The organism is Thalassoroseus pseudoceratinae, assembly GCF_011634775.1.
Lineage (GTDB): Bacteria > Planctomycetota > Planctomycetia > Planctomycetales > Planctomycetaceae > Thalassoroseus > Thalassoroseus pseudoceratinae.
Map to the genome: position 1 here is coordinate 386,445 of NZ_JAALXT010000006.1, position 14,647 is coordinate 401,091.

Here is a 14,647-nt window from a genome sequence, read left to right on the forward strand (position 1 = left end):
GATTGCCTTTCGTACCGGCGACTCCCACGGTCATCTCACCAATGGCGGCAGCGAAGAGGCCGCCGAAGGACGCATCGACATGGTTTCGGTTCTGCTTCCCGATGGAACTCAAAAAGATTACCCCGCCGGTAGCTCGGCGATTGATGTTGCCGCCTCGATCGGCTCCCGATTGGCGAACGACGTGGTCGCGGCGGAAGTGAATGGCACCGTCGTGGACGCCATGCGGCCGCTGGAAGACGTTGCCGGCGACGACGCACCGATCAATCTCACATTGCTCACCAAGAAGAATCGTGGCGATCGTGCTGCTGAACTCGACGAAGCCGCCCTTGCGGTCATGCGACACTCGTGTGCTCACGTGATGGCGCGAGCCGTCATGCGATTGTACGAAGGCGTTGGGCTCGCATTCGGGCCGACTGTCGGCAATCGCTTCTACTACGATTTCGATCTGAAGCAACGCATCAGCGAAGATGATTTCCCCGCGATCGAAGCGGAGATGAAGAAAATCATTAAGGAAGCCGAGGAGTTTTCGCGGTTCTCGCTCAGTCGGGATGAAGCCCTCAAACTGTGTCAAGATTTGAACCAAGAACTCAAGTGCGAGCACATCGAAACCGGCCTCGCGGAACACGGCGATCTCAGTTTCTACCGGCAAGGTGAGTTCGTCGATCTCTGTCGTGGACCGCACATCCCCGATGCCGGGCGAATCAAGGCGTTCAAATTGCTTTCTGTAGCCGGTTCCTACTGGAAAGGCGATGCGGACAACAAGCAACTTCAACGACTCTACGGCACCGCGTACTTCGACAAGAAAGATTTGAAGGCGTATCTCGAAAAGTTCGAAGAAGCCAAGAAACGCGATCACCGCGTGCTCGGGAAAAAGCTGAATCTGTTTTCGATCAGCAATGATGTCGGTCAGGGGTTGTGTTTGTGGCAGCCGAAAGGCGCGACCATTCGGGCCCTTCTCGAAGATTTCATCAAACGCGAACTACTCGCCCGTGGGTATGAACCGGTGTATTCACCGCACATCGGCCGAGTGGAACTTTACGAGATCAGCGGTCACTTCCCGTATTACCGCGAATCGCAATTTGCACCGATCTTCCAACATCCGGCGGGGCAATTGGTTGACGGTTGGATCGAGCACTTGACAAAACTCAAAGAACCGGATCAAGACCCGAAATCGCAAAAGATCGGTCCAGAACTTTCCGAGTTCGAGCAGAAAATGTTCGACGCGGCTGGCGCTCTCGGTGTGCCAATGGAACAGTTGAACGTCTATCGAAGCCGCGTAGCACTCCAGGGGCGTATCGAGTTGTTGAAGCTTTGGGAGAAACAGCAAGAGCGGTACTTGCTCAAACCGATGAACTGCCCGCATCACGTGCAGATGTATAAGGCTCAACCGCGATCCTATCGCGATTTGCCCGTGCGGTTGGCGGAGTTCGGCACCGTCTATCGGCACGAGCAATCCGGCGAACTCAACGGGATGCTCCGTGTGCGTGGCCTCACCCAAGATGATGCCCACCTGTTCTGCACTCCCGATCAAGTCGAGGAGGAATTCCGCGAAACCTTGGGACTCGTCAAGTTCGTGCTGAATAGCGTCGGGCTGGACGATTACCGCGTGCAATTGTCGAAACGCGATCCGAATAGCGACAAGTACGTCGGCGGCGACGAACTTTGGGATCAAGCCGAAGGCGTGCTCAAGAAGGTGCTAAGCGAATCCGGCTTGGAGTTCTCCGAGTGCGAAGGCGAAGCGGCGTTCTACGGTCCGAAAGCCGACTTCATGGTGCGGGACTGTCTCGGTCGCGAATGGCAACTCGGCACCGTGCAACTCGACTACAACTTGCCGGAACGGTTTGAACTGGAATACATCGGGACCGACAACCGTCCGCACCGCCCGGTGATGATTCACCGCGCCCCGTTTGGTTCGATGGAACGCTTTGTCGGTATGCTCATCGAGCACTTCGCCGGAGCGTTTCCGTTGTGGCTCGCGCCCGAGCAAATCCGCGTGTTGCCCCTCAGTGACAAGTCACTCGACTACGCCAAAGAGGTGGAGAAAAAAGTCCGTGCGGCTGGCTTCCGTGTGAACGTCGACAGCAGCAGTTCGAAAGTCCAAGCGAAAATTCGCGAGGCCCAACTCGATCTGATTCCCTACATGCTCGTCGTCGGCCCGAAAGAAGCGGAATCCGGCCAAGTCGCCGTCCGCGACCGTATCGACGGCGACTTGGGAGCGATGGCCCTCGAAGACGCCATCACCAAACTCAAGAAAGAAGTCGACGACCGCGTCGTGAGACAAGTCGTCAAAAGCGACTTCGCCCACCTCGAAACCGAAGGCGAAGCACAGAACGAATACTAATTCAATTTCGGCATCCATCAACAAGGACCAGTCTTCCCAAAAGACTGGTCCTTGTTTCGTTCCAGCTCAACAATGCAACACGGGTGACGCGCCAACTCATCGATGGGGCCAATTTGCGTATCTCTTGAAAACGCCATTGCCCCAGTTGCCGTACCAGGTGTAACCACCGCGGCGTTCGTTGCCGATTTCTTCGATATCGTATTTGATGACGCCATCACGGTCGCTGAAGATCGGACGATTGCTCCTGATTTCGTAGAATCTGGCCCAAAGTGGCGGAGCGTTCGGGTCTGGAGTGAGTGCGGGTTTCGTTTTGCTTTTCCGGTAGCGGACGCCTTCGATTTTGGCCGACTCATACCAACTGACACCGGCATGAACCGCCTGAATGACTTCCGGTGATGGTTCGTCGAGACTCATTAGGAACGTCAGAATTCCAGCGCTTTCGCCACCGCTCAAGGAGGCGTGTTCGTAGCTGCGAGCCTTCACCGGCACAAGCGTCTCCGCATGATGCTGGGCACACCAGACCGTGCGTTTGCCATCCACAACAATCTGACAGTTCAGGATGCATTCGACGCCATGATCAAATGCGTTTTTTGCGGCTGCACGACGCTTCGGGTCGAGACACTGGTCGTCAGTCTTTAAGGCAATATCGCGCAGGAAATTGAGAAGCCGGATCATCGCACCGTCGTTGAAGGTGATGTGTCGATGATAGTTCCTGCTGAGCGGATAATACTGCGGCCAACCGCCGTTGCCGTATTGAGCCGTCAGAATGTGATCGAAACCGCGAAGAAATGCTTGCTTGCAACGCTCATCGCCGGTCACACGATACGCGCGGGACAACACACGCAATTCACCCGTGGTGGCACCGTTGTCGAACGTTCCCGTTGGGTGCTTGGCATTGTCGGGAAACGGACGGCTCGTGGTATCTGTATTCTTCGGCCAGTCACCATGCTTCGTCTGCCAGGAGAGAACATTCTTCACTGTGGTTTGGCCGGCATCGCTGCGGTACCAGTCATCTGACTTTTTCAGCAAATGCTCGGCGGGTGTGTCTGCGTAGAGCGTCGAAACCAATACCAAGACCGGAGCGATTTTACCCAAGAGATGCAGTAACCCCATTGTCATTTCTCCAAAACCATGGTGGATCGGGTAGAAGAATTCGCGTGTGTTTCTTGTCAGACGGTGACGAGCGAAAATCAATCTTCGACCGACACAACCCGTTCGAGTACGTGAATCGTGCCGACGACGAAATCGCTGATGAGCAAATAGCGGCCGTCGGGCGAGATGTCTAATCCGTCGGTACGGGGTTCGTTGAAACCTTTGGTGATGAGTGTGGTCTTCTTGCGGGGCGAATCCGAGTTGAGGTCAACATGCAACAACTGTGACGGATACCGTGTCGTGACGAGCAAACCTTGAGTCACCGGGTCGTACACAATGGCTTCGGTCAGCCGGAGCGGCCGGGTCGTGACAATGGGAACGAGGCGGTCGAGCCGAACTTCAAATAGGCGTCGTTTGAAGTGGCTTTCGTGTCGCGGGCCTTTCTCGTCGTCCGCAGCACGCTGGCAAACATAGACGGAGTTCGGACCAACGGTGATGTCCGTCGGATTATTGAATTCGTCCGGCATTCCAATTTCAACGCATGTCGCGTTGTCGAGCGTGCATTTCCAGATACTGCCAGGATAGGACGGGTAACCATAATCAAGCGTGAGGATCTCTCCCGGCTCGCCAATTTCTCCGTGGTAAAAATCAGGCAAAAAGGTGACGGCCGTTGGATCGTTGTCGCGATTCAACCGGCATTGATAGCCACCGATTTGTTCGCCGGTCGCGGTTTCGGTGAGCACGACGAGGCCGTCGCGTCCGAAGGGAAAGGCGAAGTAGCGTCCGGTGGATGAGAACTCAACGAGATGTGTCATCGACGTTGCTTGAATCAATCGAGCTTTCCCAGTGGATCGCCAACTTTTCGGCGACGGAGCCACGGGAGTGATTGGTAACTTTCGACTGTACTTGCGTGGCGGATCAAGCGGACCGATCCGGTAAACACCACGTGGTGCCTCGGTGCCGATGTAACAAAACCAAATGCTGCCATCAAACGGACTGAACTTCGCCGAACGCACCTTTCCATTCACCCGAAAAGTTTCGATCAGTCGCCAACTTGGATCACGAAATTCGAGTTCGATGGATGGATCCGCTTCGAGCAGCGGCAAACTTGGTGATGCCAAACCCTGATAAAACGGTGTGGCCTCGGGCGGTGAAACCAACTCGATGGGTTCCGGAACTCGCGGCAAATTCGCGGCAGTGACGAGTGGTTCCGATGGCAGGTCCGCAGTTGGTTGAGACGGTTTCGGACGGTCCCACACCACGTAAACCGCAAGCCCCAGCAAGACGGTCCCCAACGCCAACGGTAAAAAGAATCGCGATCGCGGCGACCGTTCTTCTTGGTAGACGGCGAGCAACTCAATGACTTCCGTTGCCGATTGCGGGCGAGCGTTGGGATCCTTTGCGATCAGACAATGGATCAGGTCCATTAGCCATTCAGGCAGGTCCGGGCGATGCGTTGAAATCGGAACGGGTGGTGTTTGCTGGATACTCGTTTTGAGCGCTCCCGCGGACTCGCCAGCGAACGGAAACACACCGGTCAGCATTCGGTACATCAGGACGCCCAAACTAAACAAGTCGCTGCGGGCGTCGACTCGCGATCCGCGACACTGTTCGGGCGACATGTAAAGCGGCGTGCCCAGGTACTTCTCGGGATGGCCGCTCTCGTCCCGACTGGCCGCGTAGGAAATTCCAAAGTCCGTCAACCGTGCGGTTCCGGCAACGCGATCCAACAGAATGTTGGCGGGTTTGATGTCGCAATGCACGACGTTGCACCGATGGGCGGCTGCCATCGCTTGCAAAACTTGAGTCGCAGTGGTGATGGTTTCGTCCACGGACATCATCGGTTGCTGAGACAAAACTTGCTGCAACGACGGACCTTCAACGTACTCCATGACGAAGAACGCGGGATCGTGGTCGTCGTGAACCGAATGAATCGACACCACTCCCGGATGATTAATCGCGGCGGCGGCTTGGGCTTCGGAAAGAATCCGTTGGCGAATCTCGTCGTTACGGGCCAGAATCGGACGCAGTTGTTTCAACGCCACGAACCGGTTCAGCCGGGTGTCTTTCGCTTTGTAAACCGTGCCCATTCCCCCTTGGCCAACGATTTCCACGATGCGGAAATGCTCCAAGCGTTCCGGCGGTGGTGCGTCGGGTGTGGTGTCGTCAAGATGCTCCGCCAGCGTCTCGCCACGCACGATCCGAACCAACCGATCGACAACCGCATCACACGGAGACGAAGTGGACTGGGCAATGTCAAGCGAATCCCACGACACACCTTCGCCGGACTCCCGCCCCAATCGCTCGATAAGTTGCTGACAGTCCTGGCAACGATCAATGTGGGTCGCCAAGTCTTCGAGTTCGACTTCTCCGGAAACGTCATTGAGGATGTCGCGGAGTGTGCTCTCGTCAGGACATTCGCGGTCAATTGGCATCAGAACGGTTCACTTCGGAATCACAAGACTTCGCATGAGGCTTCCACTTAAAAGTACGTGTGGCTTGGACATTCACACGAATCTTCCGATTGAAAATCCAATCATTGCGTGAGAAAACTCCGGTTCCACTCGATCTCCAAGCCGGCCAATTCGGTTTGGATCAGCTTGAGACATCGCGATTTGGCTTTGTAAACCGCCCACGTGGACATCTTGAGTTCGGCGGCGACTTCGCTTGGGGGTTGGCCGTCGATCACAACTCGCCAGAACGCTTGCCACACGTGTTCTTGAAACCGCGATTTCATCGCCATCACCGCTCGAACGAGCAGAAGTTTCTGATCGGCTTGTCCGTCAGGGCTGTGTTCATCGGGCGGAGTATCCGCCAGATCGGGCACGTCTTGAAAGAATTGCTGGCCTGCGGTGCCACCAAGTGAGAGCGGTTGTTTCTGTTCGCGACGGAACCGGTCGGTCAAGCGACTGCGAAACACACGCCACAACCAATGCCGAAATCGGCCTTTGCGTTGCGGATCGAAACTGCGGAAGACGGTGAGAAAGACATCTTGCATGAGGTCTTGGGATACATCATCCGACAGTCCTTCGCGTCTAGCCCAGCGATACACGATCGGACCGTAGACCCGAACGACCAATTCACAAGCGTCTGCATCACCTGCATGAACCCGCTGAAACGCGGTCTGGCTGAGTGTTTCGGCAGGTTCTGGCGACATATTCCTCCCCCTCTGCAACGGTTGGTAATCAACCGACGCTCGGATGAGTGACGTCAAAACCCGGCTACGAACTCAAGAAAATGAGCCGCTCGGAACACGAACGCCGCAGGTGTGGGCTTTGTTAACAATCGAGTCTACCGAGCGGTTTGCACGGTTATCAAGGTTTTCGTGCCGTTTTGTCTGTTCAGTGACCAGAAAATCGCTTCTGAGAAATTTTGAGATGGGAATGTCCAAGCCTCCCGTATTTACTAGGAGAGGCTTTCGCTTCACCCCAGATTGCGCCAAGCCCGTGTTTCACCCAACTCTCACTCGTCGACTCCACCAATCTCGTCAGACCGGAAAGAATTTGCCGATGTTCTCCCAATCTAATCTCTGGACCCGCATTCGCCAGACACGCGAGTTGGTCGCCGACCGCATTCAGCAGCAACTCCGCAACGACCGCCGGAAAAACATTCGCCGAAGTCTCTCCATGCCCATCGCGACGGAAGTCCTCGAAGACCGCACGCTGTTGACGTCCTTCACGGTTGATACATTGGCGGATGAAAACGACGGCGTTGGCACTGGCGGTGTGAGTTTGCGAGACGCGATTACCGCCGCCAGCGCTGGGGACGATATCACCTTCAGCGTGCAAGGCACGATCAACCTGACGAATGGTGAATTGGTCATCGACAAAGCACTCAGCATCGACGGTGAGATGAACAACATCGTCATCGACGCCGGTGGCAACAGCCGTGTGTTCAACATTGATGATGGGAGCAACAACACGATTGGTGTGCTAGTGTCATTGAGTAACCTCACGATCACCGGCGGAAGTGCCTCTGGCAATGCAAATGGTGGAGGCATTATTAATAGTGAAAATCTCACCATCAGCAATTCGACAATTGTCCAAAATACTGCGAACAGCGGAGGGGGCATCTACAACAGGGCAACGGCACGATTGATCGGCTCCACCGTCAATGGCAATATGGCCCGCTCTAATGGTGGGGGGATTACTAGCGAGTCGGTCTTTAGACTCGCCTCCTTGGAGATTGTCAATTCCACGATTTCTGGCAATTCGTCCAACAGCGTTGGAGGTGGAATTGCTCTTGGGGGTTCGGTAGTCATCACAAACGCCACGATCACCGGCAACACCGACGACTTTGATAACAATGGGACGGCCAACACAGGCGGTGGAATTGCCAATTTCCTCTCATTTTCTGGTCAGTCGCAAGTCGTGAACAATTCGATTGTGGCAGGCAACTTCACAGGCAGTTCCGGAAACGCAACGCCCAATGATATTGATGCAGCGCCGGGCTTTATTACCTCCGCCAGCAACAATCTGATCGGCGATGCAAGTTCGGCCGGCGCCATCATGGACGGTCAAGACGGCAATATCGTCGGTAACAACGGGACGGGCACAATCGACATTAATACCGTGCTAAGTACCACGCTTAGCGACAACGGCGGACCGACTCAAACACATGCCTTGGTCGCCGGGAGTCCTGCTATCAACGCGGGAGACAACGCTCTTGCCGTCGATGCAATGAGCAACTCGCTCACCACCGATCAACGTGGCACCGGATTCGCACGGGTTCTAGGTGCCGCAGTCGACATTGGTGCGGTCGAAGCGGTGACAAGTCCCTCCGCCACAATCACCGATCCTTTGGGGACCACGGAAAGCGGGATCATCGTCATCGGTTTCGACGCCGTTGATCCTCTCAACAGTCTGCTGACCGCGACGTTTGAGTACTCAATCGATGGAGGTGCCACGTTCGCACTAGCGACGCCGACGTCCGGCTCAAATCCGACTTCCCCACTGTCGTTCGGCAGCGGCAACACATTTGTCTGGGACAGTGTCGCGGATGGCGTGGGAAATGAGTCGATCATCTTTCGCCTGACGGTCGACAACGGGACCGATCAATCCTCTGCAACCACAAGTTTTACCGTCGACAACCCCGTGCTGCCGTCACTCTCCATCGACGACGTCACGATCGCCGAAGGGGATAGCAGCACCACCGCGGTCACGTTTACGGTGTCACTGAGCCAAGCAGCCAACCAAGATGTGCAATTCAACTTCGTGGCAGTCGATGGGACGGCACTACAAAGTGGAAACGGTGACGACGACTACCTCAACGCCGGTGGTACCGAGACGATCCCCCAGGGGCAAACACAAGCGACGATCACCATCTTTGTCAACGGCGATGAAAAAGTCGAACTGGATGAAACATTTACCGTGATGCTATCAAACGCGATGGGGGCCACCATCGCAGACGACACCGGCGTCGGCACGATCACAAATGACGATGCGGCGACGATCAGCATTGACGATGTCACCGCTGATGAAGGTGATTCCGGCACGACTCCGTTCGTATTCACCGTCACGCTGGATGCGGAAGTCGACACCGGTGTGAGCTTCATTTTCGGAGTGAGTGACAACACCGCCAACGGGGTGGACGGCGACTACACGCATATCGGTTTAACGACTCGCAACTTCAGCAGCGTGACTGCCGGTTCTACGGAAACGATCACCGTGCAAGTAAACGGCGATACGAAGGTCGAAGCAGATGAGGTGTTCGTCATCGTTCTCGGAAGTATCAGCGCCGGTGGACGTAACGTGACGTTTTCCGACCGTCAAGGAGTCGGCACCATCACGAATGACGATGTCGCCAACCTGTCGATCAACGATGTCACGCTGAACGAAGGCGATAGCGGAAATACCGAGTTCGAATTCACGGTTTCGCTCGATCGACCGGCGCTCACGGACGTCACTTTCGATTTTAGTCTTGCCGACGGCACTGCGTCGATCGTGACTGATACTGTTGGGATCGGCCCCGCAAATCAGATCACCGCCGGACAGACCTCGGCGACCGCGACGGTCTTCGTCAGTAGCGATACAACCGTTGAACTCGACGAGACATTCTTTGTCGATCTCCTTCTCGTTCAGGGGGCGAACCTCGCCGACGGTCGAGGGTTGGGCACGATCATCAACGATGATGCCGCGACTTTGTCGATTGATGATGTGACCGTCATCGAACGCAACAATGGCACTTCGCAGGCGGTCTTCACTGTTACGCTCGACAACGCCGTTGATGCACCGTTCACCGTGGACTTCGAAACGAACGACGGCACCGCGACCGTCGCCGACAACGACTATATCGCCGTGAATGGCACGTTGAACTTTGCCGGCAACGCGGGCGAGACGCAAACGATTTCCGTCGACATCATCGGCGACAACACGTTTGAAGCCGACGAAACCTTCAACGTCAATCTGTCCAATCTGCAAGCCGGTGGACGGAATGTGACATTCGCCGTCAGCACCGGAGACGGCACGATTCAGAACGATGAACTGGCACCGAATCAAGCGACGTTCACCTCCAATGCCATCCCGTCAGCCAACATCAGCGGCGGATTGACCACGTTGGTCAGCGGGAATTTCGATGGTACACCGGTGGACGCCGTCGATGACATCTTTTTCTGGGACCCCGTCAGTGGAACCAACCGCATCCTCTTCGGTGATGCCAACCGGACGCAACAGGATAACCCCATCGACGCCACGCTCATTAACGGCAACGACTTCACCGAAGTCTTCGTGGGTGATTTCGACGGTGGCGGCAATACCGATCTGTTCTTCTGGAACCCGACCACCGGGCGGAACCGTCTCATCCATATCAACGGTGGCACCGGCAGTGTGATGAGTACGTTCCAAACCAATGTGATCGATCCCACTCAAATCAATGGCAACGACTTCACCACTGCTGTCGTCGCGGACCTCGATGGGATCGATCAAACGGACCTCTTCTTCTGGAATCCCATCAGTGGAAGAAACCGTATTGCTCACTTCCTCTCCGTTACTGCGGGAACTGACAGTGCCGTGAGCAGCGTGCAAACCAACGTGATCGATCCCACGCAAATCAATGGCGGTGATTTCCGATCGGTTGACGTCGGCCAATTTGAGTCGGGTGGCTTGGATGAGTTGCTCTTTACGAATCTTACCAGCGGGAAAAACCGACGGGTTTCGTTCAACTCTTCGGGGGGCAGCACGACGGTCGACATGGTCCGCGATGGCAATGCTTCGCTGCTCAACGGTTCGGTTTATGATGTCATCGAGGTTGCCGACCTGAATGGCGATGGGCTCGATGACGTCTTCGCCTGGAATCCGAACACGGGCGAAAACCGCAGCCTGCTGACCGACATCGTCCCCGCCGCTGATCCCACGTTTGCCGATAACGCCTTTGCCACCGGCGGTGTCAATGGCGATTACGAACAAGTCGTTCGTCTCATCGAAGACGTCTTCACCACCCCACCACAGGATGACCTTTTCTTCTGGAATCCCAGCACCGGAGCCAATCGCATTGGTTCACTGTAGGAAGCCAACTCGTTGCAATTGACGGGTGAGACAATCGCCGCCGACACAACAATAAGTTTGCGGCGACTCTCACCTGATCCATTTGTCGAGTTCAACGTTCACAACTTCCCAGTTCCATGTCGGCCCGTTGGCGTTGCGTTTTTGTGGCGGATTTCGCTATAGAAACTTGGCGGTAGAGTTCGCGGGCCTCGTCATTGCGTCCAGATGCTGCAAGCGTGTCGGCTCGGGTGAGTTTCATTTCGTGCAGCCAGAAACCGTTGAGCTTCTCGAACGAAACGACTCCGAACAACGACAACGCTTCGTCGTAACGCTCCCGTTCGGAGAGAATCGCGGCGGCTCGTTGCAGGGATCGAAACTCGTCCGCACCACCGATTCGCTGCTTTCCGTCGAGATTCGCCAAATACAATTTCAACGCGGCGTCGCTGTCCTCAAGACGCGACTCGAAGTTCTGTGCGAGCATCGTGCGGATGGCGAGTTGTGTTGACGGGGCGGGTTCGTAGGCCAATGCTAGTTGCAAATCGTGGTTGGCTCGCTCGCCTTGTTGGAGAAAGAAGTAACTTTTGCCACGGGCGAATGCCCCCTCGGCAATTTGCCAAAACGGCCATTGGCTGAAATCTTCATCTCCGAAATTCGTGGCAATGTCCGTCCACCGACGTGCCGCTCCCAGGGTTTGCATCTGCGTTGTTTTCCTGACGCTGGCAATGGGGATTTGCTCAGCAAGCGTGTTCGCCCGGTCAAAATCTTCGAGCTGACAGGCACATGCAGACGCATGTTGGAGAGCGGACGACTTTTGAAGATCGGTCAGTTTTGGGGAATCGGCCAGCGTGATATAGGCGTCGAGTGCGGCTTGCCATTTTCGACTGCGTGTCAGTTTTTCCGCTGCTCGACTGGCGATCACAAAATCGCTCACCGAGGGATCCGCCGGAAACTTGTATGAACGCCCCGCGAAAAGATGAGCGAATTTCATCGGTACGTGAAAACCGGCCGTCGCAGTCGGTGAATACGCGGAGAACTCCGACGCACCATCGCGAATGCGTTGCCGACAAACGTTGAGATACCAAGGCAGACTCTGCGTTGGCTTGTGTCCGACCACCTGATGCAACGGATCGTTCGCGTCTTGCGTGATGGGAATGCGAACCTCGACGGTCCAGTGATCGTCTGCGATGTGGGTCGCAACTTCCGCACCGGACGACCAATTGAACCACTGGTTTTTCGGGGCACCGCGATCCAGGTCCACCAACGCACCAGCGGGATTAATCGCAAGTTGATAGTAGCTGTGCGATTCCGTGGCCAACTCAATCTCGACCGCATCGCCGTACCAAATCGCGGGGTCGCCGTTCTTCGTGGTGGCAATGTTCAACGCCTCTCCGGCTTTGTCGTCACATCGGATCGCCAAATACAAATTGTTCCCGAGCCACTCCGCCATGAACCGCGTTCCGAAAGTCGGTTGTCGACCGGTCTGCAACTCCGAAAGTCGGCCGATGGACGCCGTTGGAATCTTCGTCCACGGGCCGTCATCGAGTTTGCCATCGACGACGATGGTCCCCCGTTGTTCCGCACCACTGACGATTCGCAGTGTCGGCACGGGCCCGCGTTTCTGAGCCAACTGTTTCGCCTTGTTTCGCAAACCGTTCAAGTAATTGTCGATCAGCTGAATTCGCCGCGCGAAAATCGACTTCGGCGGAACATGGGCCTGGGCTTCGGCGAATCGTTGCAGAGCTTGGTTGGCGAGTTCTTCGTTCTTGTCCATCTCGCGCCAATGCGTTTCACAATACTCGAAGAACTTCGCCATCTGCGGTGCCGCTGGGCCATAGAATTTCTGCGTGTACTCGTCGAACATTGCCGCCGCATCCTGATCTTTTCCGCCCCAATACATTCGGGCTGTGAAGTAGACCAGGAAATGGTTGTAGCCCACCGCATCGTCGGAGAAGTCCATCGTCAGCCAAATGTCCTCGCCCCGTGATTGCCCTTTTGTTTCGTTGATGCTCTCGCCTAGCAACCGAGGAAAATACGCGGGCAGGTAGAAGCCTCGACCGGTGAAAGGATAGTTCTCGAAGATTTCCACGGGGTTGTCGGTTTTCTTCTGCCACTCGGACCGCAATCGACGCAGATCGGCTCGGTCATCCGATAACGGACGGCGACCGCCGACAATGATGACCTGCACGTTCGGTTCTAACTTTTCGATGTTCGAAGGCGGTTCCGTATATACGCCGTAGGCACAGTTCGAGATTTTCTTGTCGGGATGGGTCTTGCCCACTTCTTTGGCGACTCGGTTTACAAAGTCCCAAACGTAATTCGAAAGCCGTCCGCGTTCTCCTAAATCGGGCGATTCCTTGCCCGCACACTTCTCGCACTGACACATCGCGGTGTAGCCATCGGGCGGCATGATCGAAACGACATCCATGTCAAAGTGGTCGAGTTGCACCCGCGCAAAATCGACCGCTTCCCGAAACAATTCCTCATTGGAATAGCAGAGTTGATTGTTCTTGAGATTCGGATCGGTGTGACGCTTCCCGCCGTAAAGTGCGAACCATTCGGGACGGTTCTCGAGCGTCCACGGATTGTCGGTCATGCCATGCAGCCCGTGTGCGGCTTGGCGTCCGTAGGGACGACGCACCCCGAGCCGAAAGCCCCACATCATTACATCCCGTCCATACACACCCGGACGAAAGTTGAGAATCCGCATGGGAAAATCTGGACGCACCGTTCGATCGACGTTCGGCAAACGGATCGTGTCTTGTCGTGGGACCACTTCACCAATTTCGCCCGGCATATACCACCGCACCCCCAAATCTCGCAGAAACCCACAGACCGCGTTGAACGACCCGCGTTCGTCGAAGTTCCACACGTGCACGTTTCCCGCATCGTCGGCAATCGGTTCGTTCGGCGTGCCGAAAAGCGAGTTGGGTCCCGAATAATGCTTATGAAGTTGGTTGTGCATGTAGCCCCAGTGACGACCGGTGATGCGATCCCATTCGGTTTGCATCTTTCCACTTCGGTTGTCTCGATGCCCCCGTGGCCACGGTTCGATCGGCGTAAAATTCGAATCGTCACCGATGAGCACCAGCCAATCATCTCCCGAGACAATCCGATAGGCTCCATCGGTCAATCCCTCGGTGGTCACGCCCAACTTCTCTGTGCCCGGACTTTGCCCCACGTAGATCGTGATCGGCAACTTCCCGTGCTGATGACCAATCGGCAATCGGGCGCCGCTGATCTTTTCGAGGTAACGTTGCAATTCGACCGCCGCTAATCGCTGCGTGCGGGTGGGATTCTCGGCAATGACGATTTGCGCACGCGGTTGGCCATTCTCGACTAGCAACGAATCCGAAGCCAGCGTTGTCGAAAGGTTCATCGCGAAACAGATCAGTAGCGTCACGATCAAAGAGCACGGCATTCGATGCCTCCGTTTCTGCCTTCACGAGGATTGCGAACATCCAATCGGAGTGAACACTCTCAAAGCCAGCCGCCGCAACACGAGGACTCTGTGAACCTCTTGGAAACTAGCAGCACGGTGTGAGCGTATTTCATGATACTCACAGATGCTCAGACACGAAACGATCGCAGTAAGCGAGCCGAGTTCCGCAAAGAGACCGAGACGGCAGATTCGTCAATCGGCGGGGATGATCCCAAAGCGCGCCAGGGCTCTGTTCGAATACCGACAGAAAGAGAAGACCAACTCTGCTTGCCAAATCACGACAAGCGAATGGTG

The 14,647-nt window shown here is 55.6% G+C and carries 6 protein-coding genes; 2 read left to right on the forward strand and 4 right to left on the reverse strand.

What is annotated here, in order from left to right:
* Window positions 1-79: 79 nt before the first annotated feature.
* Window positions 80-2,341 (forward strand): threonine--tRNA ligase, encoded by a 2,262-nt coding sequence (gene thrS / locus G6R38_RS22100; protein ID WP_166831083.1) that lies wholly within the window; start codon window positions 80-82, stop codon window positions 2,339-2,341.
* A gap of 96 nt (window positions 2,342-2,437) precedes the next feature.
* Here the strand turns inward: thrS and pelA are convergent, their stop codons facing one another.
* From pelA to G6R38_RS22115, 3 genes are all read right to left on the reverse strand, one after another.
* Window positions 2,438-3,454: a pectate lyase gene (gene pelA / locus G6R38_RS22105; RefSeq protein ID WP_206028677.1), complete on the reverse strand. Its 1,017-nt coding sequence runs from the start codon at window positions 3,452-3,454 to the stop codon at window positions 2,438-2,440.
* A gap of 77 nt (window positions 3,455-3,531) precedes the next feature.
* On the reverse strand, window positions 3,532-5,868 hold the full coding sequence (locus G6R38_RS22110) for a serine/threonine-protein kinase (protein ID WP_166830943.1): 2,337 nt from the start codon (window positions 5,866-5,868) through the stop codon (window positions 3,532-3,534).
* Between the two features lie 101 nt (window positions 5,869-5,969).
* A complete protein-coding gene (locus G6R38_RS22115) occupies window positions 5,970-6,590 on the reverse strand; it encodes an RNA polymerase sigma factor (protein ID WP_166830944.1) in 621 nt (206 codons plus the stop codon).
* Window positions 6,591-6,942: 352 nt separating this feature from the next.
* Between G6R38_RS22115 and G6R38_RS22120 the strand changes: the two genes are divergently transcribed.
* On the forward strand, window positions 6,943-10,935 hold the full coding sequence (locus G6R38_RS22120; RefSeq protein WP_166830945.1) for a beta strand repeat-containing protein: 3,993 nt from the start codon (window positions 6,943-6,945) through the stop codon (window positions 10,933-10,935).
* A gap of 91 nt (window positions 10,936-11,026) precedes the next feature.
* On the opposite strand, the gene G6R38_RS22125 is transcribed toward G6R38_RS22120, so the two are convergent.
* A complete protein-coding gene (locus G6R38_RS22125) occupies window positions 11,027-14,332 on the reverse strand; it encodes a DUF4838 domain-containing protein (RefSeq protein ID WP_166830946.1) in 3,306 nt (1,101 codons plus the stop codon).
* Between the last annotated feature and the right edge of the window lie 315 nt (window positions 14,333-14,647).